The sequence below is a fragment of the uncultured Campylobacter sp. genome (assembly GCF_938015785.1).
Taxonomy (GTDB): domain Bacteria; phylum Campylobacterota; class Campylobacteria; order Campylobacterales; family Campylobacteraceae; genus Campylobacter_B.
Genome location: NZ_CALLWC010000056.1, coordinates 24,555 through 46,605 on the forward strand (window position 1 = coordinate 24,555; position 22,051 = coordinate 46,605).

Annotated in this window: 16 protein-coding genes and 1 other RNA gene; 6 read left to right on the plus strand and 11 right to left on the minus strand. The window is 45.2% G+C overall.

The genetic code is table 11. The features are described from left to right. Positions 1–5: 5 nt before the first annotated feature. A complete protein-coding gene (locus Q0393_RS08340; RefSeq protein WP_298979389.1) occupies positions 6–2,249 on the plus strand; it encodes an autotransporter outer membrane beta-barrel domain-containing protein in 2,244 nt (747 codons plus the stop codon). Between the two features lie 254 nt (positions 2,250–2,503). Here the strand turns inward: Q0393_RS08340 and Q0393_RS08345 are convergent, their stop codons facing one another. From Q0393_RS08345 to Q0393_RS08375, 7 genes are all read right to left on the minus strand, one after another. Next, complete coding sequence (locus tag Q0393_RS08345) at positions 2,504–3,868, minus strand: sodium:solute symporter (RefSeq protein ID WP_298979392.1); 1,365 nt, start codon at positions 3,866–3,868, stop codon at positions 2,504–2,506. Between the two features lie 2 nt (positions 3,869–3,870). After that, the gene (gene bioA, locus Q0393_RS08350; RefSeq protein ID WP_298979395.1) at positions 3,871–6,033 is read right to left on the minus strand and encodes an adenosylmethionine--8-amino-7-oxononanoate transaminase; all 2,163 of its coding nucleotides are present in this window, start codon (positions 6,031–6,033) and stop codon (positions 3,871–3,873) included. Between the two features lie 185 nt (positions 6,034–6,218). Beyond that, the gene (locus Q0393_RS08355) at positions 6,219–6,731 is read right to left on the minus strand and encodes a pyridoxamine 5'-phosphate oxidase family protein (RefSeq protein ID WP_297915907.1); all 513 of its coding nucleotides are present in this window, start codon (positions 6,729–6,731) and stop codon (positions 6,219–6,221) included. Then, on the minus strand, positions 6,732–7,892 hold the full coding sequence (ftsZ, locus tag Q0393_RS08360) for a cell division protein FtsZ (RefSeq protein WP_298979399.1): 1,161 nt from the start codon (positions 7,890–7,892) through the stop codon (positions 6,732–6,734). It lies immediately after the preceding gene. A 22-nt stretch (positions 7,893–7,914) separates the two neighbouring features. Beyond that, the gene (gene ftsA, locus Q0393_RS08365) at positions 7,915–9,282 is read right to left on the minus strand and encodes a cell division protein FtsA (RefSeq protein WP_298062956.1); all 1,368 of its coding nucleotides are present in this window, start codon (positions 9,280–9,282) and stop codon (positions 7,915–7,917) included. Then, positions 9,275–10,732, minus strand: a complete 1,458-nt coding sequence (locus Q0393_RS08370) for a peptidylprolyl isomerase (RefSeq protein ID WP_298979402.1) — start codon at positions 10,730–10,732, stop codon at positions 9,275–9,277. The genes ftsA and Q0393_RS08370 overlap by 8 nt, the downstream gene beginning before the upstream one ends. 132 nt (positions 10,733–10,864) lie before the next feature. Beyond that, a complete protein-coding gene (locus tag Q0393_RS08375) occupies positions 10,865–11,425 on the minus strand; it encodes a class II aldolase and adducin N-terminal domain-containing protein (RefSeq protein WP_295152874.1) in 561 nt (186 codons plus the stop codon). Between the two features lie 64 nt (positions 11,426–11,489). Here Q0393_RS08375 and rsmH point away from each other — a divergent pair, with 64 nt between their 5' ends. The 3 genes from rsmH to Q0393_RS08390 all read left to right on the plus strand — a co-directional run bounded on the left by rsmH (position 11,490) and on the right by Q0393_RS08390 (position 15,408). After that, positions 11,490–12,425 carry a 16S rRNA (cytosine(1402)-N(4))-methyltransferase RsmH gene (gene rsmH, locus Q0393_RS08380; RefSeq protein ID WP_298784358.1) on the plus strand — a complete coding sequence of 312 codons (936 nt, stop codon included), beginning with the start codon at positions 11,490–11,492 and terminating at the stop codon, positions 12,423–12,425. A gap of 1,113 nt (positions 12,426–13,538) precedes the next feature. After that, positions 13,539–14,348, plus strand: a complete 810-nt coding sequence (locus Q0393_RS10775) for a hypothetical protein (protein WP_315004584.1) — start codon at positions 13,539–13,541, stop codon at positions 14,346–14,348. Then, positions 14,338–15,408, plus strand: coding sequence for a DNA recombination protein RmuC (locus Q0393_RS08390; RefSeq protein WP_298979404.1), 1,071 nt, complete (start codon positions 14,338–14,340; stop codon positions 15,406–15,408). Before Q0393_RS10775 ends, Q0393_RS08390 begins: the two co-directional genes overlap by 11 nt. A 1,928-nt stretch (positions 15,409–17,336) precedes the next feature. Here Q0393_RS08390 and Q0393_RS08395 read toward each other — a convergent pair. Further along, complete coding sequence (locus Q0393_RS08395; RefSeq protein ID WP_298979406.1) at positions 17,337–17,615, minus strand: hypothetical protein; 279 nt, start codon at positions 17,613–17,615, stop codon at positions 17,337–17,339. A gap of 37 nt (positions 17,616–17,652) precedes the next feature. After that, positions 17,653–17,969: RNase P RNA component class A (gene rnpB, locus Q0393_RS08400), an RNA gene on the minus strand. Positions 17,970–18,311: 342 nt separating this feature from the next. On the opposite strand from rnpB, the gene Q0393_RS08405 reads away from it, so the two are divergent. Beyond that, complete coding sequence (locus tag Q0393_RS08405; RefSeq protein WP_298042132.1) at positions 18,312–18,677, plus strand: hypothetical protein; 366 nt, start codon at positions 18,312–18,314, stop codon at positions 18,675–18,677. A gap of 381 nt (positions 18,678–19,058) precedes the next feature. On the opposite strand, the gene truD is transcribed toward Q0393_RS08405, so the two are convergent. Next, on the minus strand, positions 19,059–20,171 hold the full coding sequence (truD, locus tag Q0393_RS08410; protein ID WP_298979434.1) for a tRNA pseudouridine(13) synthase TruD: 1,113 nt from the start codon (positions 20,169–20,171) through the stop codon (positions 19,059–19,061). A 106-nt stretch (positions 20,172–20,277) separates the two neighbouring features. Between truD and Q0393_RS08415 the strand changes: the two genes are divergently transcribed. Next, positions 20,278–21,312, plus strand: a complete 1,035-nt coding sequence (locus tag Q0393_RS08415; protein WP_298979436.1) for a hypothetical protein — start codon at positions 20,278–20,280, stop codon at positions 21,310–21,312. 164 nt (positions 21,313–21,476) lie between these two features. Here Q0393_RS08415 and Q0393_RS08420 read toward each other — a convergent pair whose 3' ends face one another. Further along, positions 21,477–21,956, minus strand: a complete 480-nt coding sequence (locus tag Q0393_RS08420; RefSeq protein ID WP_298979438.1) for a hypothetical protein — start codon at positions 21,954–21,956, stop codon at positions 21,477–21,479. Between the last annotated feature and the right edge of the window lie 95 nt (positions 21,957–22,051).

Here is a 22,051-nt window from a genome sequence, read left to right on the forward strand (position 1 = left end):
GAGCAATGGCGGTAGGCGGTAAGGGAAACAGCGCGATTTCCAACACTATCACTCTCAACTCGGTAAACGTAGGCGGAAGCGTATACGGCGGAAAGGCTAGCGGCACCGCCTCCTCCAACACTGTAAATTTAAACGGCAACACGCAAGTTGCTGGCAACGTCTACGCGGCGGAAGCTACTAGTGGCAGCAACAACGTAGTAAATTTCAGAAGCGGTAGCGTAGCAGGCACGATATACGGCGTATCTAGCGCAAACGCTAGCAATTCGGGCAACAGCTTAAATATCCTATCTTCAAACTCAGGCAATGGCCTAAATGCAGGGAATTTTGCAAATTTCAATAAATTGGAATTCAATTTAGCTTCTCTTAGCGAGATTGAAAATGATGCTTCATCAAGTACCAAAAGAGCTTTAAGCTTGACGGGTTCTGGCAATACTGATCTAAGCGGTACCGATATATTTGTGAATTCCGCAAGCGAATTTAACGCTTTAAACAATGCAAGCTATCCAGATGGCGATAATAAGAAATACACACTTGCCTATAAAAGCGGAGGCGGTAAATTTACCGGATATGATCCGCGCTTTAAAGACAAGGGCTACGTAACTCAACTAAATAAAAACTATGTCATAAAAGATGCCAATACCTTTAGCAGAAACATAGGCGGTATGCATATAAGCGAGGATGAGCGGGAGCTTTATATCCAAAAGCTTATTAAAACTAACGAGAGCATAAATGGGGATTTCGATGCGGATGAGCTGCAGAAGTATCTAGGTGCTGGCGGTCTTAACGGAAATAACATAAATATAGGCAAAGCGGGGGAGGATAAGAATTTTAACGGTAGAAATATCCACGCAGCAGGCGCAAACAATACGTTAAATTTCATCAGCGGTCATAATGTAGGCGTAATAAGCGCAAGCGGTGGCGGCAACACCCTTAACATAGGAGCTAGCAATAGCTCTCCTGCGGCAGTAAATTCCTTAAGCGCTAAAAATATTAGCGGTTTTGACAGGCTAAACTTCTTTCTTCCTAACTCTATTAGAGCAGGCGATAGCGTACTTACCCTAAGCGACCCTACTGCCAATACCGATCTAAGCAACGTAAGCAATATCACGGCTTATATAAGCGGAGTAAGCGGTCCGTTAAGTCCAAGCAGCGAGATTCATCTAATCAATAAGCAAGGAAGCGGCAGCCTTATAGCTCCTAACGCAGCCAATATGCATGCAACGCTAAATGTAGGGGTAAGTCTAAGCTATAGCCCTAAAATTTATCAAAGCGGCAATTATTTAAATTTAGGATTTGATGCTTCCTCGGCTCCTAGCGCGCGCGTAAATTCTAATACCAAATCCTTTGCAGAAACCAGAGCTGCAAGCTTAGCTAGCTTAAAGAGCGGAAGCGAGTTGATTACCAACTACCTAGATAAGCTAATACCTGATGGCCACTTAGAGCTATTTCCTTTTGCTATAAGCGAAGCTTACTCTTTAAGACATGAGACGGGCTCACACGTAAATTCCAAAGGCTATGGAGTAGCGGCAGGACTTGCTAGCTTAACTCCGAATTCCGCAGGAGAGATACTAAGCGGAGTATTCGTAGAATATGGAAGAGCAAACTACGATAGCTACTTAGATAGCGGTCTACATGCAGACGGTATAAGCGAATATATAGGCGGAGGCTTGATGCTAAAGCAAAACTTTACTAGCGGCACCTATTTAGATGCAAGCTTTCATGTAGGTAAGATAAGCAGCGACTACAATAGCAACGACTGGACCTATGCCATAGCTCCAGGAGTATTGGCTCATAATGAGAAGTTTGATATCAGCTCAACCTATATAGCTACTCATATAGGAGTAGGTCAGATCTTTGATCTAAGCGAAAGAAACAAGCTGGATATCTACGCTAAATGGCTATATGCTTACACGGATGATGCAGATGCCTCTATAAGCTCGGGAGAGAGATATCACTTTGATAGCGTTACATCTAATAGGCTAAGAGCGGGTCTTAGAGATACTATAAATTTAAAAGACGAGCATAACTTATACGTAGGAGGAGCATATGAGTATGAGTTTAGCGGAGATGCTAAAGCATCTACCATGGGACTTGACGCTCCTAAGCCTAGCCTAAAAGGTTCAACCGGAGTATTTGAAGCAGGCTATAAATACGATAGCAAAAACCTTATCCTTAGCCTAGGAGGCAAGGGCTACATAGGCAAAACAAGAGGCGGGGCTATCAATGCAGGGTTTGAGATTATGTTTTAAATTTTAAGAGATGTGTAAGCCCTAGCTCGCACATCTATAAAATTTCAGATCCTATATAAAATTTCAGGGGCGGGAGATTTCTCGCCCCTTTTTAAATTTAGACGCTACGCAGATGATCTTGTTTGCAGTGCATAAAGAGACCATCGATCTTGCAATGCAAAACGGGATAAATTTTAGTACCTTCACTCTTATGCGATAACGATCTTATTAAACGCGCCGTATACGCCCGCGTGAAATTTTATCACACCGCGGGCTCACTCTTTCTCGCACTCGCTTGTTTGGGGTATGCAGACGCAGTTCGGATCGAGCCTTGAAGAGGCTGCGTTAAATTTTAACCTAGCCGCCAGGCATAAAATGCACGCCGTAATGATCCCCACTACGGCAAAGGCATTTATACCGCTAATCGCGGCGGCTAGCCCCAAGGCGCCGCCTAAGCACATAGCGCACAAAACGAGATCCTTATCGATCTTGCCGCGAAAGATGATGGCGAAAAATAGCGCCGTCGCCACGCCGCTTACGAAGATGTTGCTCGCCGCGAAGAGATAGTTTAAAATTTCGCCGCCGAAGCTTGCTAAAAGTAGCGCGATCGCGCCGAAGCCTAGCGTAGCGATGCGGTAAATTTTTAGATCCTCGCTTCGCAAAATATCGTGCGCGAAGATGCTAGAAGCCGTGATCAAGCAGGTGTCCGCAGAGGATATGATCGCCGCCAATAGCCCCAGCATCAAAACCGAGCCCAACGATGCAGGCAGCGCGTTAAAAAGGCTTACGTTAAGCAGATTTTCGCCGCTCGTGCCGTCGGCTGCAAGGCTCATCGCGCCAAAACCTATAAAAGCGATCATTATGCTGCTGATTGCGATTCCAACAGCACCGAAGATAGAGCCTAGGATCGCCGCGCGCTCGTCCTTTGCGCTTAAAATTCTAGAAAACAGCATCGGATCGATCACGTAGCTAGTACCGATAACCAGCAGATAATATCCGATCTTATCGTATCCGAAGGCGTCATTTTTGAGCGTAAAATTTACATTTTCAAATACTTGCGGCGAATTAAAATTTAGCCATAGCAAAACCGCCAAAAACGCCGCGATTACGATAGCGTATTGATATACATCGCTTCTAATGACCGCTCTTTGCCCGCCCAAAATCGTATAAACGATGATGACCGCGCCTCCGATGAACAGTGAGGAGTTGAAATTTAGATCAAACGTCGAGAGTATGCGCGCGCTAGCGCTAAACTGCGCCGCTAAGATAGCGCACCACGCTACGCAAATGATGACTGCGCTAACGAGCCTGGCTCTTTTGTCAATAAAAATTTCTGCAATCTGCGCGAATGTCAGCGCTTTGCTCGCGCGTAGAATTTTCGCAATAAAAATCGCTAAAATCATCAGTCCGATCGCGCCGCTTAAAAGCCACCAAACCGCGGCAAATCCATACTTTTGCATATTCGATACCACGCCGATCGTAGCTGCGCCGCCCACGCAGGTAGCGACTATCGAAAATGCAATCTCAAAAGCGCTAGCCTTTCTGTCTGCGACCAAAAACCCCTCAAGAGCGGTCTTTTTACGAAATTCCAAATAGCCCACCAAAAGTAGAAATATGATAAAAACGATTAAAATTTGCAATCTTATCCTTTATAAATTTTTAATTTTACCGCATCGCGTATCGCTTCGCAAAGCGCTTGCGTATCGCTTCTGGGCGTGATGAACGGCGGCATGAGATAGATGTTTTTGCCAAACGGTCTGATCCAAACGCCCCTTTTTACGAAAAACTCCTGCAGCGCCTCTACGTCCACCGCCTCCTTCATCTCTACGACGCCGATAGCGCCCAAGGTGCGAACGTCCGCCACGCCGTCTAAGCTCCTGCACTCCTTCAGGCCCTCTTGCAGGTCGGAGTGGATTTGCGCGACCCTCTGCGCCGTGTCCTGCGTGCACAAAATTTCTAAATTTTTAAGCGAAACGGCACAAGCTAGAGGGTTTGCCATAAAAGTCGGTCCGTGCATCAAAACGCCGCCGTTTCTGCTCACGCCGTGTGCGATCTTTTCGTTCGTCAAAACAGCCGCAAAGCTCATAAACCCGCCGCTTAGCGCCTTGCCTATGCAGATTATGTCGGGCGCCGCGCCGCAGTATTCGTATGCAAATACCCTGCCCGTGCGCCAAAAGCCGGTGGCGATCTCGTCAAAGATGAGCACCGCGTCCGCTTCGTCGCACAGCTCGCGGAGACGGTCTAAAAATTTCGGATGGTAAAACCACATCCCGCCGGCTCCCTGGACGACGGGCTCGATGATGATCGCTGCGATCTCATCTTTGTTTTCTTTAAAAATTTTAGAAATTTCATCCGTGCTAGATGGGTCAAACGGCGCGTCGAAGCGGCAGCTCGGGCGCGGTGCAAAAATTTGACGCGCCAAGATACCGCTAAATAGCGAATGCATGCCGGTGACCGGATCGCAAACGCTCATCGCGCCGAACGTATCGCCATGATACCCGCCTCTGACAGTTAAAATTTTATTCTTTTTAGGCGATACGTTTTGCTGATAGCAGATCGCGGCCTTTAGCGCGACCTCGACCGCTACCGAGCCGCTGTCCGCGTAAAAGATGCGATCAAATTGCGGCAACATCGAGAGTAGCTTTTTGCCTAAATTTATCGCGGGCGCGTGGGTAAGCCCGCCGAACATCACATGAGAAAATTCCTTCATCTGCGCGGTCGCCGCGGCATTTAGCGCCTCGCTGCCGTATCCTTGAACGGCGCACCACCAAGAGCTCATCCCGTCGATCAGCGCGCCTTGCGTCGTGTAAATTTTATTGCCTTCGGCGCGGAGCACGCCGTGCGCCTTAAGCGGGTGCGTCGCGGAAGTGTAGGGGTGCCAAAGATGCTTCGCATCGAAGTTTAGATCAATGGGGCCCGTGTTTGAAGTGCTCATGAGCGGCGGCGCGACGCGGCTGCTTTTAATTTCGCCGTCTTGTTCGCAGACCTGCGCTGCGACCAAAGCGCAGCGAGCATCGCTATTTTTAGAATTTCCATCTAAATTTGCACCCTTCTGACCGCTTTGCGCCGTATCCAAGGCTACCGCAGCGGTTTCGTTTAAATTTGCCGCACTCGCGTCCATCTGCGACGGATCTTTAAAATTTAGCGAGGCGATAAAATTTTCAAAAGAGCGCGCTGCCGCTGTAAAGTCGTCCTTTTGGGATTTGCGTAGCGATATTACGGGTATGCCTTTGAGCTTGCTTTTCAGATACGCTGCGTTTGATACGCAAATTTCGTCCTTTTGGTCGGTAAAATTTAGAACCAGTGCCGCGATTTTAAGCCCGTGCGAGTGCAGGACATAGACGCTGCAAAGTGCGCTGTTTATCGCGCCCAGCTCGTTTTTACAGACCAAAACGATCGGCGCATCTACCGCTCTCATCACGTCCAAAAAGCTCTCGTGCGAGTTTAGCGGCACGAAAATACCGCCCGCGCCTTCGATCAGCGTGATTTCGCACTGCGCTGAATGAGCGTCGATAAATTTTAAAATTTCATCCGTCTTGATCTCGCGGCGCTCCAAACTCGCGCTGTAATGCGGCGAAGCGGGAAATTTAAACGCATAAATCGGCGCAATGTCGCTATCTGCGCTTACTTTAGCATACTCGCTTACATCCGGCGCGACAAGCCTACCGCCGCTCATCTCGCATCCCGTCTGCACGGGCTTTAACGCGATTGCTGTGCGACCGCTTTGTAAAAACGCCCGCAGAAGCGAAGCCGTAACGAATGTCTTTCCTACCTCCGTATTCACGGCGGTTACAAAAAATTTCAATCTCGCTCCTTTAAAGCCCATCATAGCTGAAATCAAATAGCGGCGTTGAAAAGAGGTACCGCACTAAACCCAAGCGAATGTCGATCGCAGGTAAAGTAGGGCGGTCGACAAAAAGGACAAAAACATATAAAAGAAGAGATTCCTGCAAAGTAAGGCATAGCGCAGGAAGCGCAAATTTGGACGCATTATAAAATTTTAGCCTTTGCGGTTACGGATTTTATTTTGAGTTCGTAAATTTTCATGCGCTTTAATGATGCTCTGGAGGCGAACTCCACGCGCGACATGTAGTTTGGGGTGTATTTTTCGCATAGTATCCGCAGGGCGTAAATTTTACGCTCGTCATCTTCTATTTCACTTGCTTCGCAAACGGCGATCGCGCTGCGGTACTCCGTCGTATAAACTCTAGAGCCTAAAGCGGCAGCGTCGTTTGCGATAGATCGGTATTCTTCGTCGCTTGGGGTAGGAACGCGGTTATAGCTAACAAAAACCGCCGTTACCGCGCGTCCGTTTTGAAAGAGTTTTGCCTTTGTGCCGGCAGGCGCGCCGTGGATGTAAATAACGTCTGCATCGCGTACGGGCGAGATAGGCACGCTAAAAATTTCGCCGCTATCGTCTATGCAGCTAAGCGTAGCGTACTCGCTCTCGTCGATGATTTTTAACGCCTCATCTTCGCTTAGCTGCCTATCTCGTCTACGCATTTAGTCCATCTGGTTGCGTAGGAATGCGGGCTCGTCGAGCTCGTCGTAGGTTTCGTCTCCGTTAAAATCGCCGCTACTTACCTTTTGTCTAGAAAAGATAGAATTTCGACCCATGCTCTCTAAAAGCGCCTTTCTGCGATCGGCTACGTTATCGCTGGCGACCTGCTTTTTTTCCTCGACGCTCCTTTCAAAGCCGGTGGCGATGAGAGTAACTTCGACGCGGTTGTTTTCCATCTTAGGATCGGTGGTGGTGCCCCAGGTAACGTCGGCGTCCTTATCCACGGTATCTTCGATGATATTCATCGCGGATTCGATCTCAAGCAAGGAGCAATCAGGCGACATCTTAAAATGCACTAACACGCCCATAGCGCCGTGAATGGAGGTATTATCCAAAAGCGGAGATTGGATCGCGCTTTTTAGCGCTTCCTCCGCCGCGCCGTCGCCTTCGCTAACGCCGATACCCATCAGCGCTAGGCCTCGGTGAGTCATTACCTTTTTAACGTCGGCGTAATCGACGTTAATATCGCTATCGCCGGATTCTAAGATCACGGAGATCATACCGTTTACGGCTTGGAATAGGACATTATCTACGATCTTAAAGGCATCTTTTAGACCGGTTTTTTTATCGATGATCTTCAATAAATTTTGATTTGGGATAACGATTATGGAATCGCACTCTTTTTTAAGCTCTTCAAGGCCCTCCTGCGCTAGTCGCATACGCTTTTTACCCTCAAAACCGAAAGGGGTGGTAACGACGCCGATAGTTAGCGCTTTTTTCTCTTTCGCAGCTTTAGCGACTATAGGCGCAGCACCGGTACCGGTACCGCCGCCTAGGCCGGAGCCAACGAAAACGATGTCGGAATAGTCCAAGCGGTCTTTAAGATCGTCGTAGTTCTCCTCCGCAGCCATCTTAGCAAGTACCGGATCCATACCGCAGCCAAGACCTTTGGTGGTGCTTTCGCCGAGTAAAATTCTAGTATTTGCGATCGATTTTTCTAAAGCCTGCGCATCGGTGTTGGCCACCATTAGTTCGACGTCTGTTTTAGTAAAACCCTCGCGAATCATATGATTGATCATATTGCATCCGCCGCCGCCGACGCCGATCACCTTCATCTTAGCACCGTAGATGCCCTTTCTTTCTTCCATACTATATCCTTTCACGAGTATCTCCTTAGCTTAAATTTTAAAACCAATTTTTCATAGACGACCAAATTTTATTGAAAAAATTTTGTCCGTCTTTTTTGGGAAGTTGGATATTTAGATCCTCCTTCTTAGCCGCACCGCTATCCGCTCTGACGCCCTCTTTTTCTATCGCCTTGCTGACCTCTTTTTCATAATATTCGTTCACATTTCGTTTCGGAGCCTTGTTTATAACTTCGTCTTTGTAGCGGAGTTTGCCGTTAGAGTCCATCTCGTAAGGGGTAAATTCGCCAAAGCCATACATACAAAGTCCTAGTGCGCAAGAATTTGAAATATCATCAGCAATCTCGTGTAGACCGCCCACGCTCTTTGCTCTTGCAACCCTAACGGAAGTGTTATCAAAAACTATCGCCGCTAGATCGCGCACGTCGTCTAGCTTCGCCATACCGCCGGTAATAACTATACCTGCGCCTATGCGGTCTTTATAGCCGCTTCTTTCGATCTTATCGGCTATCATATCGAAGGTCTCTTTAACGCGAGCGAGTATGACTTGAGAGATGATCTCAAGGCTTATGATGTGGTTTTCCGACTCGCTATCGCCCAAAGCAGGCAGCTCAACTTCGCTATTGCCTTGATTAATCAGATCGTTATAGGTGATCTTTATGTTTTCCGCATACGGAAGCGGCGTATGCAGAGCGCGCGATAGATCATTAGTAACGTTATTGGAGCCAAACATCACAACATCGTTATAACGCAAGGAATTCCCCAGGTGGATGACTATATCGCATGTAGCGCCGCCCATATCGATCAGTACGACACCTAGCTCTTTTTCATCCTTACTAAGCGTAGATATGGATGATGCGTAGCCTGAAAGGACGATGTTATCTACCTTTACTCCCGCCATCTCAACGGATTTTTTCAAATTTTTAATTGAGCTTTCTGGCGCGATGACGATATGCGTAGATACCTCTAGGCGCGTGCCGCTCATACCGAGGGGGTCTTCGATGTGTTCCTGCTCATCAACTCTGAAATCATACGGAAGCACATGCAAGATTACGCTATCGCTAGGCACATTAGCCTGGGCTTCTGCGACCTGCATAGCGCGCTTGATTTCATCTAGTCCGATCTCATTTTCCATGGTTATGACGCCGCGAGATTTAACGCTTTTGGCATATGAGCCAGAGATCGATATAATGGCTTTATCGTAGCTTCTGCCAGCGCCTTTTACCGCCGCTTTTACCGCCTGTTTTATTGAGCCCGCAGCTTGCTCTATGTTTGTTATAACACCCTTTTTGATACCTAAAGTATCGGCTCCGCCAACGCCTAAAACCGTAAAAATGCCGTCATTTTTAGCGATTATCGCGCGAATTTTAGTCGAGCCTATATCTAGACCTAAAATATACTCACTCACTGTCTTTACCTTTAAAATATCTTTCGGTTTTATAGCGCTTTTCTAGCATTTTGGTTAGATCATCTTGCAGATTAGAATTTAATAACGTGGTTATTCTATCGGCTACGATCGTTTTTTCTTTATCTATCTCTTCACTACTACCTAGGCTCTGCTGTGAAATTTTATACACTACGGCTTTATTATCAAACATCACTATCCCTTCTTTCGCAGGCTTATTAAACATATCGATAAGAAATTTATAAAATTCGTCATCGCTTAGCTTAGTGTTGTTTTTACTACTTAGAGATAAGGTGCCGAAATCTTCGCCTTTAAAATTTTTAAGCGCATCTTGGGCTCTTTTTTCAAGTAGCTCTTTACGTTTCTTCGTTTCAAATTCTTTAGAAGCCAAAGACTTAGCTTCTTCAAAGCTCATCTGCCTAGGCTGTTCTACACCGTTTAGTTTAGCAATCAAATATCCGCCTTTGTACTCGAAAGGCTTTATGACATCTCCTGGCTTTGCAACCTCAATCTCAGATATTGGAAAATTGCTAGCCGTAGCAACTATAGTTTCATTAGTATCAAGCTTGCCTTTTTTAATCTCCAGATAATCCTTTGTAGCGTCTTTTTTAACCTGATCCATCCGGTAATCTTTTAAGACATTAGGTTTAGCCTCTGCAAAATCCAATAGTTTATCATCCAGGCTTCTATACTCGCCTCTGTGCTCTTCATAAAATTTACTTAGTTCCGTCTCATTCACGTCGGCTTTACTAGGCGCCACGAAATAGGCCCCTAGATTATATTTTTTCTCGGTCATAAAGTGCGATTTCTCGCCTTCCCAAAATTTCTTTAGCTCGTCATCGTTAAAAGTGACGTTAGCATCGGCGTAGATTATCTCTGCAGAAACCTTATCCTGCATCAGCTGCGATGCAGCAAATGCTTCTACGATCTTAGGGCTAGGCGTTATTTTTAGCGCTTTGCCGAGCTTTTCTAAAGTTAGGACCTTTTGTAGATTGCGCTCAAATTCTTTTTTAGTAAGTCCGGAATTTTTTACTACGTTGTTGTAAAGTTCCTTACTAAATGCGCCATTTTCTTGGAAATTCGGCGAGTTTAACACAAATTCCGCCACATCTTTATCACTAGCCTGAATGCCTAAATCTTTAGCAAAATTTAGAAAATACGCTTCGCCGATTAGCTGATCTACTGCTATCTGATCTAGATGCATATTTTTGGCTTGTTCTTGAGTAAATTGCCCATCGCTCATAGCGTTTAATCTATTGTATAACTCGGTTGATTTTATCTTATATTCTTGATTGGTTATGGAAATCTGCCCTACTCTAGCGATTGAGCCTGCGCGGTTAGCGTTCATATCATATGCACCCCAGCCGACGAAGCCTGCGCCCACGAAGGCTATCGTGCTTATCCAGATCGTCGGTATAAGCGACTTCTTATGCTTTTGCATCCATTCTATCATCTAAATCCTTAAATAGCTAACTAAAGAAATTTTTTGTTAGTAATTATACAGATAAAACCTTATGAAAGGCTGAAAAATAGGCATTTTTGGCGAATTATAACGCGTTAGTAAATGATTTGGTATACATTAATCTTAGCTTAGCAAAAGTAGCTTCGAACTCATTTCTAAAATCGCTATTTTTTTCGCCATTTGCTGCGCGCTCCTTGCATGGGCAAAAACCCCATAGCCTCGGATCACCATTATATCGCTATTTTCATTTATCATATAGTTACAAATTTCATACGGCGCGCGCTCGTGCCAATCGTCGTAGTTCTTAGGATCGTAAATTTCAATGCGCTTAAATTTGCTCACCCCAAAGTAATCTCGCGGCAAAATAAAATCATGCTCCAGCGTATATGCGACGAGATATGGTGGTGTCGCGTAGGTTACGAATTTCGCCTCTTTTATATTTTTGTAAATATTTATATGTATATCGCTATCGATGCTAGCATCCTGCCAGCGGTAGTCTTTTTTTGAAAACAGCGTTATAAAATCATCCCTATCCAGGCTATCAAAAATCGCGTCTTTTTTGTTGATCAAAAATTGATTTTCTTTAATTTTTGCTGAAATCGAGCCGTGAAAGATCCCAAAAAGCCTATCTCTAAACATCGAAAGCGAAATTTTGCGCAAAATTTCATAATAATACTCGTCCATCTCTCGCCTTTGTAAAAAATTTCGCTATTATATAGGATTAGAAATTTCAAAAGGATAAATTTAAGTGCAAGCTCCACATATTCCGGTACTTTTTTCGCAAACGATCACCGCATTTTCGCAGATTGAGGACGGCTATGTTATCGACTGTACGTTAGGCTACGGAGGGCATAGCGAGGGCATTTTGACCGCTAATCCGCGCCTTAAGCTTATCGCTTGCGACAGAGATGCCGAAGCGATAGAATTTTCGCGCGAGCGGCTCAGTAAATTTAAAGATCGCATAGAAATCCACAAAGCAAAATTTAGCGAAATTTTAGGAATTCTGCCCGAGCAAAAGCTCCGCGCAGTTCGCGGGATATTAGCCGACATCGGCGTTTCGTCGCTTCAGCTAGATAAAAACTGCCGCGGCTTTTCCACTAAAAGCGACGCGCTGGATATGCGAATGGATGCAGGCGCAGCGCTAGATGCGGCGTATGTCGTAAACAGCTACTCGCAAGCGGATCTGGCGCGCATTTTCCACGAATACGGCGAGCTAACAAACGCTAACGCAATCGCTGCTAAAATAGCTACTGCACGGGCTAACGCACCACTAACAAGCGCCAAAGCTTTGGCAAATTTAATCGGAACGAAGCCCGTTAAAGGGCGCAGCATCAGCACGGCTACGCTAGCATTTCAGGCGATCCGCATCGAGGTAAACGACGAGCTTGGCGAACTAAAGCGCCTGTTCGCGTTCATTGAGCAAAAATCGCGCGATTCAATTCTAACTAATGTAACTGTCGCTATAATTTCATTCCATTCGCTTGAAGACCGCATAGTAAAGGAGCGATTTAGGGTGTGGGAGCGCGATTGCGTCTGTCCTAGAGAATTTATGCGCTGCGAATGTGGCGGCGGGCATTCGTTAGGCAAAATCCTAACCAAAAACCCTATAATAGCGGACGCGCAAGAGCTTGCGCAAAACTCGCGAGCAGCGAGCGCGAAGCTTAGAATTTTTCGACTGAAATAACCGCCTTTACTTGCTATAAATTTTAAATTTTGACGAAATTTTGTAAAATTTATAGATTTGCAGGCATTAAATTTTAAAATTTTACGGAATTTTGAAATTCAGCTTTCAAAGATTCGCTTTAGAATTTATGATATTTTCAGCGTTATTTCGAACGCGCAATGTCTAAATCATAAAATTTAACGTTGAATTTTACGCTATATTTAACGTATAATTTTATGAGATTTAGTTGCTGCATATTTTAAAAACTAAGTGGCAACATAGATATAAAACCGAGCAAAAGTTAAAATTTGGCGCCTAAAGCAAGCGGCATAATGCCAAATCTCGTTCTTTGCTTTAACGAAATTTTGTAAGCGAGCAGTAGTTTCATTGACCTTTTAGACGATAGAGCCTATCTTGCAAGTGATATCCTTCACTTAGCGTTTTAAGACGCATCGAAGACGCAGTAAAATTTTAAGCGGTTTTTCAGACGATTTGACAAAATTTTATAAGATAAGCCGAGTAAAGTGAACTTGATTTTTACCTGTCAAAATGAATTTCCCAAGCAGGCGGTGCAAAGGCGGCGAAAATAGACAAAGCCGTTAAATTCCGCTTGCCAATATAGAATTTTGCAGATAGATAGCGGATAAAGTAAATGAAATTTCGCCGTAAATGCGAAAACTATCAACGTAAAAATTTTAAACTAGACAGCGGGACTTAGCAGATAACTCTGCTGCCGATATAAATTTTGCAAGCCGGCAGCGTATAAAAAAATGAGTAAAGGCAGCATAGTTTTGCCCGCTACGGCGGAATTGATCTTTACCTAAATTCCACGAGCCTGCCGGTGCAAAGAGTGAGCAAAATTAACAAAAATAGCCTGCTAAAGTAAAATTTTGCTTTTGCTGGCCGAGATAGAATTTGGCGAGTTAAGATAAAATTCCATTTACTGAGGTAAAATTGCAAAGAAAAATTTTGCTCGTAGCTTTGCTTTTAAATTTTACCTTAACGGCCCATTGCTGGGTACACACTTTGCTGGATACACGCTAGCTGCAGGCTTCGAGCAGAATTTTATCTGACACAGGCGCCTTGGCGGCGAGTAAAGATAAGATCGTGGTTTTAAATTTATGGAGATTTTAGATGAATAAATATGAATATTTTGCCGACGACGATGACGGGCACGACTTCGCAGGAACATCTGATCTAGCGGGCATAGAGCTTGCGAAAAGACGAGCTATGGAGGATCTGACGGATGAGGAGCTAGAGGATAAGCTTGCCGCAGATCTTTCTGTAAAACGAAACTACGCGGGCGCAGCGGGCGGTTACGACGATTTTACTAGCTTGGGATTCGAAAGTTCAGGCTTTACAAGCACCCAAAACCATTTAAATTCCGAAAGCGGCGGAACAAAATTTAATAAAAGCAACAAAGTAAAATTCAAAGGACGCGGCGACGTAAATCTTTCAGCCGCTCGCGGCAGCGATAATTCCAGTGGAGCGAGTTACGGCGATTTTACAGGTGCCAATTTTGTCGGCAAGGCGGATTACGCGGCGTTTGCAGATGCAAGCTTTACAGGCACGCAAAATCAAAATTACGCGGATCTGGGCGCGCATGATTATGCAAGCCTTGCTGCAGGGCGCAGCTACGGCAGTTTTGCTGGCGCACAAGACGAACTACTACGCAACTACGACGCCGAGAAAAAAAAGGAGAAAAATCTCACGCTTTATCAGCTTTTAGTCGTTTATCTGCTGATCGGATTTGCGTTTTTGCTGACGGTGCCGGCGATTTACATCCGCAACGAAATTTATTACATCAGCCGCGACATCGCCGCGCTTCGTACCAAGCACGAAGTTTTGCTTGAGGAAAATCGTGCGCTTAACAACGATATCGAATATCTACGCTACAAAAATGAAATTTTAGATCCGCAAAGTGTGCAAGAAAATGGGCGCTGATGGGATTTTGCTCGCAGCGTTTGCGTTTTTTGCTGCGCTAGTGCTTGCCCTGCTGATCGCGCTCGTGCTGCAAAACCGCCGCATAAGCGATGCAAACTCCGCGCTTAGCGAGTTTTTGGGCGAGAAACTTACGGCTCAAAGTGCGAGAGCGAGCGCCGAGCTTTTCAAGCTAAATCAAAGCCTAAACGACGGCTTTAACGATAAGCTCTATTATCTTAATAGATCCCTAGGCGAGGGTTTGCAGCGCCAAAATAGCGCGCTTAGCGAGAATTTAAGCTCGCTGGATCGTGGCTTTAAGGACATAGCGGAAAATCTAGCGCGAATGAGCGAGCAAAATAAAACTTCACTTCAGGTGCGTGACGAAATCGCAAGGCTAAACTCGATTTTAGGTAATGTCAAACTACGCGGCAACTTCGGCGAGTACCGATTAGAGAGAATTTTATCGATGATTTACGGGCAAAACGCCGCGTTTTATGAGCTGCAAAAGCACCTACCAAACGGCAGAATCGCAGATTGCGCGCTACATATCGCAAAAGAAAAAATTCTTTGCATTGACTCAAAATTCCCACTTCAAAGCTATGAAAAAATTATCGCCGCCTCCGCCTCAAACGACGCCGCAGCGCTTGCTAGTGCGGATAAGCAACTCGCCGCTGATATGAAAAAGCATGCCGCAGATATCGCGGAAAAATACATCATACCGCCTCTTAGCACGGAGTTTGCGGTGCTATTCGTGCCGAGTGAGGCGGTTTTCGTCTACGTCTGCGAGAAGCTGCCGCAGGTGCTTGAATACTGCGCGCAAATCGGCATTTTTGCGGCATCACCCACGACGCTACTGGCGCTTTTAGGCACGATCCGCACCTTCGTAAAAGACGAGGCGCTCGCGCAAAATATAAAATCGGTAAAAGATGAAATTTACGCGCTAAAATCGGACTTTGAGACGCATGCCAAGTATGCGACGGCGCTTCAAACATACGCGGATAAGCTCGCTGCACAAGCGGAGCTTTTAAACAAAAATGCAAAATCTCTAAAAGCCCACTTTGAGCGTTTTAGCGAGCTGTAATGAGGGCAAACCGTAGCGTACAATGCGGCTTGGAGTGCTTTAACAAGCTTATAACGTGACGAAATTTCGCAGGCAGGCGAGTGGCATTCAAATTAAATTTGCACTTCGCCTATTTTGCAGATAAAATTTCCATTTGAGGCAGATAGACGGAATTTAAAACTCAGCTTAATGGATTTGTTACTCGAGCGAGCAGAATTCAAAGGCTGTCTGATGCGCATAAAATTTGATCGGCTAAATTTCATGGGCGCGCGAGCAAATTCAATCCGCTTAAGCATTAAACTCACACCCTCGTCACGATGCAGCAAGATCAATCGATACGCTTTTCGCCCAAGAAATTCAGCGCTGCTATACCGAAACAAAATTTGACGCCGCATTATTGCGTACGTAATTTGCGGTTGCAGGCAAAATTCTACATTTCAGAGGCAGAATTCATGATTCATGAGCTAAATTTCATATTTTGGCGAAACTCTAAAAAGCGGCTTACGGGATACTATGAATTTCAAATAGCAGCGCTGCGAGCAGGATTAGCCGTTTAGCGCTGAGAAATTTATGGGCGTTGCGCGAATATAATTTCATATTTTGACAAAATTTAAAAAACTATCTGCAAGCACGCAAAATTAATCTGCAATCCCGAAAGCTCATAAATTTGTATTTTACGGCGACACAAAACCTCGCGCATTAAAGCGTAGCCAAGATAAACATCGCGCTAATACGCGGTGGTGCTTTGGACGGTTGGTGCGAGCGTAAAGCAAAAACCGCGGCTACTTGCAAACTCAAACCCTTGCTCCGTATAAACAAGCCAAATAAAATTCTACGCCGAATATTTTTTGTCGCCGTTCGTAAAATTTCAGCGCAATTTAGCTCGCGAAATTTTATCAGCCGCAGCAAGTGGCGTAAATTTTAAATTTAACTCGCGAAATTTTAAAGTCGTAGCATTCTGAGCGGCTAAATTATCGGCAAACTCTCATGAGGCTTTAGCTTTTGCATTGCAGGCTTGCAGGCTTTTTAACATTATCTACCGGGCGACTCATTTTGTGAATTCGGCGTTTATTCGGAGTAAAATTTCAAAAACGGACGCGAATCTCAAAACGGATGCCGTATTTAAAAATACGAAAAGATTAGACGCGCAATCTTACGCGGCGGCAAGATGAAATTTTAAGTTCGACGCGGCGCCAAAACACACAAAATTCTCTTGCGAAATCGTAAAATTCTAAAATTTCTCGACAAAAATCAAAGCCATAGCACTGCAAATTCGCCAAATACCTTCGCGCTAAAAACCCAAAAAATCTCGCTGCTATAGTCTCGAAAAACCGCACATCTTAAAACTCTGCGAGTAAACTGAAATTACCAAGCGCCTCAAAACCGCATACGCAAGCGGAAAAATCGCACTGCACCTTAAAGCTACCCTAACGATCTCGTTTTACCACCCTTATACGCCTCGAAAATCGCGCAGCAGATCAAAACTGAGTAATAGGATTTTTGATACCTGATTTTATGATCGATCCAAGTGCCTAGGCGCCGATCAAATCTATGCGACGGATTTTGAGGCTACAAGGCTTTAGTGGACGCATAAACGGGCACAGCAACCAACTCCACTCGACGGAATTTTTGGTGCGACTTCGCGACTTCAAGGCTTAGCGCCGATTCGATTAATAAATTGCGCGCTCCTTGGCCAATGCGCGAGTATGTGGCACCCTCATATGATTACGCGCTAACGCGCCAAACTAAATGCGGGCATGAATAGGCACCACGCTATGCTTCACGCCGCGACTTTGCATAGCTAGATCCAAACGTGCGTAATAAATTTTAGATGCTTTTTGTTTCGCATAAAATTTTCAATAGTTTTTAGAGATTTTATAAAATTTTGAGCATTTTGCGCTGCTGCGCCGCAGTCATGTTTATACTAAATCACGCTCAGTCTGCGCCGCCTATTTATCGGTCGCGCAATTTTCATTGTAGTAAGCGATGGTGCGCTCGTACTCGTCGTAAGTCTGTATATAATCGTTTGCAACGCTTGGGTTTGCGTATCGATCCTCGACCGCTAAAAGCTCCGCTTCGAGCTCTTTGTAGCGCTCATAAACCTCCGCACAGGCGCGATCGTGAGCGTCGCCTTGCAAGATTACTGACTTATCAGGACCCGCACTCGCGCAGCCTCCGAGCCCTAAAACGACGGCGCAAAACGTACCGCATAAAATTAAGCTTTTCAAAAATTTTTCCTTATTCCAAGTAAATAAATTCGGCGTAAAAAGAGGTGTGGTTATAAGCCGAGTTCCGTTACAGCGGTCATTTATCTAGACCGATTTTTGCAAATCGGTTCGAGCGAACGGTTCGAATATAAGACGAAACCACCCGTTCTTGCTGCAGGTTGGGTTTGCATTGCCGCCCGTGTCTCCACGCGCGCGGTGGGCTCTTACCCCGCCCTTTCACCCTTACCGCTTGCGCGGCGGTTTGCTTTCTGTTGTACTTTCCCTAGGGTTGCCCCCGGCGTCCGTTAGACGCAACCTTGTCTTATCGCAGCTCGGACTTTCCTCTCCTTGCGGAGCGACCGCACGCCACACCCGAGCGCAATTATAGCTTTTTTGGCTTAAATTTCAGGGCTTGCGGAATTTTAAGGAGTAGAATTTTGCAGCGTGAGCAAGTATAAACTCCCGCCTCTGCACCATTGCCGCCGGAGGATGACGACGATAAAGAAGCTAATAAATTAAATCACATCTTTAACAAAAAATAGCATAAATTAGATGATTTTTAAATAAATTTTGACGACAATCAACAACAAGCTTATAATGCTATAATTAAAGAACTTGAAAGAGATATGGCAAATGGTAAGTTGCCAAATAATTTTACTAATGGCTATAAAGTTAATATTAAAGGCTATGAAATTACTGTACGTGGAGTTATAAAAAATGGAAAACCAAAAATCGGAACGATGTTTATCCCTCGATAATTTTACAGATATTGCAAATATCGAAGCTGAAATTATTAAGCTAATAAGTGATGATTTAGGCGATTATGCGCTTTATAAGCAGTTTGAAAATTCAGAAATTACAAAAAGAGAGGTTTCGACAGCCGGATATTATTGCCATTTCGAGTGTAAAAAAATATTAGAAAAAAGCAAAAACAACGGTTTTGTCGGCAATGTAAATTTGATGCTTTCTGATGAAAACATTGGAGGAGCAATGGTTCTTTTGGAAAATGGAATTTTAAAAATATTAGAATGCTACTTTTGGGAAGAGAATAATTTTTTTGAAAATATTGTAAATGGGCAATAGTAGATAAAAGACTTAAGCGATTTTAAGCTTAATAATATTTTGCTGGTTATTGACGAAAATAAATTTGGACAACTATAAAAAGGTGAAATTTAGCAAATTTTACCTACGGCCGAGCAGAATAAAATTTTAAATTCTATGGCTTAGACAAAACGGCACGCTTACTGCGATAAAATTTCACGAAATTTCATAAAATTTTATCTGCCGCATAAATTTAAATCCACGCAGTCGGTTTTAATATTTCGCAAAATTCTGCGCGGCGCGGCGCGGTTTAACGTGGGGCGCGGGGTGACGGAGTCCCACTCCGCGATGCGGTGCGAACCCCCCCCTACTCTACGGCGCGGTTTGACGCGACGTGAGCCATAATCCACGGCGCGATGCGGCTCAATCCTCGTCTGTCGCGGCGCCCTCAAATATATCTCGGTGCAAAATTTCTTCCAAAACGACCGTCGCGTAAGAGCCTTTCGGCAGATAAAAACTAAAGCTAAAATGCGCATTTTGCGTATCATAGGCGTGCTGCACGCGCTCCATAAAGCTCCACGCAAACCTGCGCGAGCCGTTCATCTGTGCCTCAAACTCGCGAGCAGGCGCGAAAATTTCATCTTCAAATCTGCCGCCAAGCCCGCTAGCTCGCAGCTTAGCTCGCCCCACGATAAGGCCTGCGCTCGTGATTTCTCGCCTCGCAAACCTCTCGCACTCCGCGCCCAGATCGTCGCAGCTAAAAAACGCGCCGTGCGGAAAATGTCCTAAAATCTCGCCCCTTAAAAGCTTAAAAAACTGCGGCTGAGCCGCGATCTCGCGCGCCTCCTCCTTGCTTAGTCCGTAAATTTTAGAAAACTCGCCAAGGCTAAATTCCGCCGCAAATTTTGAAATTTCGACCCGCTTGCTAAGCCAGCGATTAAAAAGCTCACTCTGATAGGCGCTGATTAGAAAGTCGCGCATTTTGGGGTTTTTAAGCCGCCTCTGTCCGCGCAGCACCTCCTCGCCCTGTGCTGCGTTATCGCCGAACTTGCCGAAGCGCTGATAGCCGAAGTAGTTCGCAAAGCCCTCGCGCCCTAGCGTATCTAGCGCGGCTGCGAGCTTGACGGCGTCGGGCGGTAGAACCTTTTTTAGGCGGATGAAAAAGTCGTTGCCCTTTAGATGCCCGATTTTAAGCTTGTTTTTGTGCCTTTGCACGCTTAAAATTTTAAGACTTTCGTGCGAAAATCCGCCCAGCGCAGGCTCAAATTTAGCGGGCATGCTAACGTGCTGCGTCGTAAGGCCCTGTTTGTCCTTAAGCCCCGCGTAGCCGAACTCGCGCATCTTAGCGCCCGTATGTTCGCTTAAAATCCGCAGCGCTTCGTGCGTGCTGATGCCCTTTTTTTGTAGCAGCAAAATGCAGTGCTCGCCCTCATTGCTAGGCTCGTAAAGCGGCACTTCGCGCACGACGAAATCGCTGGAGTTTTTACTAAAATGCGCATTTATCGGCGCGTGATTTAGGGTGTATAAAATTTTCATAGCCGGCCTTTGCGTTAATCTAAGGCGCAATTTTATAAAATTGAGCCTAAAAAACTCATTATTAAGGCAAATTCTAGTATCATTCGCCATAAAAAAAGGATGAAAAATGCTAATCAGGCTCTTTCGCTTTGATCCTCGCTGCGACGTCGCAAGCTACTTCAAACCCTATGTTTATGAAAGCGCGCCCTTTGCCGATCTTGCGGCACTGCTTGACGACATCTGCGCGCACGATCCTTATTTCAGCGCACAGGGAGTGGAATTTGTAAAAATCAGCAGCACCACGGTAAGCGTAAAAGAGCCGCTAGATACGCTTATAGCGCACTTTGGAAGCGAGCTAATCATCTCTCCTCTTAGCGAAAAAGAGGCGATTAAAGATCTGCGCTGCGAGCCGAGGGCATTTTTGGATAAATTTAAAGCCTTTGAAAGCATCGCGGACGCCGCCGATTTCGAGTTTTACAAAAGCCTCGCGCCATATTTTTACTCGACGAAAATCCCCGCGTGCTCGCAGGAGTTTTTAGGCAACAGCGCCTTTATCTTCGCGCACCGCCTGATGCAGACGCATCCGAGCGAGCGTATGAGGGTTTTAGAGATCATCGAGCCGCAGATGGCGTATTTTACGAAGTGCGACGCCGTAGGGATGGAATTTGACGACCGCGCGGCATACAGGGCGTTTTGCGATATTTTAAAATACAAGCCTGCGCGCAGCAATAAAATTTTAAGCGCACAGAGCATGGCGGAATTTGACGCAGCGGGCGCGAAGCACAATTTTAGCGGCTTTAACGTCGCCGTGTGGTACGACGAGGCCGCGGAGGAGCTAGCTAGTAGACTGGGCGCGCAGATCGTGCACTTTGGCTGCGAAGGCGCGCCGCTTGGAGCGCAGATATACGAGCGGGAGCGGGAGTGCGCGCTGCGGCTGGGGGGCGAAATTTTATTTGACGCGTTTGATAGCGGAAGCGATTTTTTGCTCCTAAATTCCAAGCTCGCGCTTGATTTTTTAGACGGCAGAAGCGATGAAATCCAAAGGCTTTTCGGCAGAGATCTCGCGGGCTTTTATCTAATTGCGACGGATGAGCTCATCGCTCTAGCTCGCGGCGAGAGGCCCGACTTTTCGGCACGCAAGCTAAAGCCGACGCTGATTTAAGCGGACGAGGTTTTAAAATTTATCCTATTACGACGGTAAAATTTTAAATCGACTGCATATTGATGATCGGCATAAAGCAAATAGTTTTCTTAATCGCAGGCGGTTTAATCATCTACTATTTCTTTAATTCGGCATTTGCTTGTTTTGCCTTGTGGCTCGTATTCTTACTTTGCTATAAATTGACTATTAAAGCTTACCTTTAATTTCTCTTTTAAAGTAAAATTTTCTAGTCCAACTCCGCCACCGCCATATACGCTTAAAATTTTTTTCAAAATATCTATAATTTCATTGCTGATTGTATTCTCGGCATCTGTTTTTATATCGTGAAGCTCATAAATAATTCTATACGGATCGCCAATCGTTTCATCATTAAAAATCCGCCTCAAGTCCAGCTCTATATCGTTACTTTTATAATGCAATAGCCATATCGTTTTAGTTAAGGCATAATCTCCTATATCTCTTAAATAATCATGCGATATACGAATTAGCCAAGTGTTATTTTCTCGATCTATACACCAATCTAGTCTTTCTAGGAACCATAGACTAATTTCATCATCATATTTTTTGCGTATTTTGTTTATTATTTCCAATAAACTATATTTTTCAATATCCTCTTTTGAAATACGCTCTGTAACAAACGCCATTTTATCCCCTTTGCTTTAAATTTTTGATACGAAAGTTACTTGAATATTTTCTTTAGGTATAGAGCTTGTTATAACCTCCCCCCCCCCCCCCCCCC

Coding starts and splice junctions, on each gene's coding strand:
- Q0393_RS08340 (WP_298979389.1), top strand. CDS start 6: ATGGCGGTAGGCGGTAAGGGAAACAGCGCGATTTCCAACACTATCACT.
- Q0393_RS08355 (WP_297915907.1), bottom strand. CDS start 6,731: ATGCGTAGACGAGATAGGCAGCTAAGCGAAGATGAGGCGTTAAAAATC.
- Q0393_RS08370 (WP_298979402.1), bottom strand. CDS start 10,732: ATGATAGAATGGATGCAAAAGCATAAGAAGTCGCTTATACCGACGATC.
- Q0393_RS08375 (WP_295152874.1), bottom strand. CDS start 11,425: ATGGACGAGTATTATTATGAAATTTTGCGCAAAATTTCGCTTTCGATG.
- Q0393_RS10775 (WP_315004584.1), top strand. CDS start 13,539: ATGAATAAATATGAATATTTTGCCGACGACGATGACGGGCACGACTTC.
- Q0393_RS08390 (WP_298979404.1), top strand. CDS start 14,338: ATGGGCGCTGATGGGATTTTGCTCGCAGCGTTTGCGTTTTTTGCTGCG.
- Q0393_RS08405 (WP_298042132.1), top strand. CDS start 18,312: ATGGAAAACCAAAAATCGGAACGATGTTTATCCCTCGATAATTTTACA.
- truD (WP_298979434.1), bottom strand. CDS start 20,171: ATGAAAATTTTATACACCCTAAATCACGCGCCGATAAATGCGCATTTT.
- Q0393_RS08415 (WP_298979436.1), top strand. CDS start 20,278: ATGCTAATCAGGCTCTTTCGCTTTGATCCTCGCTGCGACGTCGCAAGC.
- Q0393_RS08420 (WP_298979438.1), bottom strand. CDS start 21,956: ATGGCGTTTGTTACAGAGCGTATTTCAAAAGAGGATATTGAAAAATAT.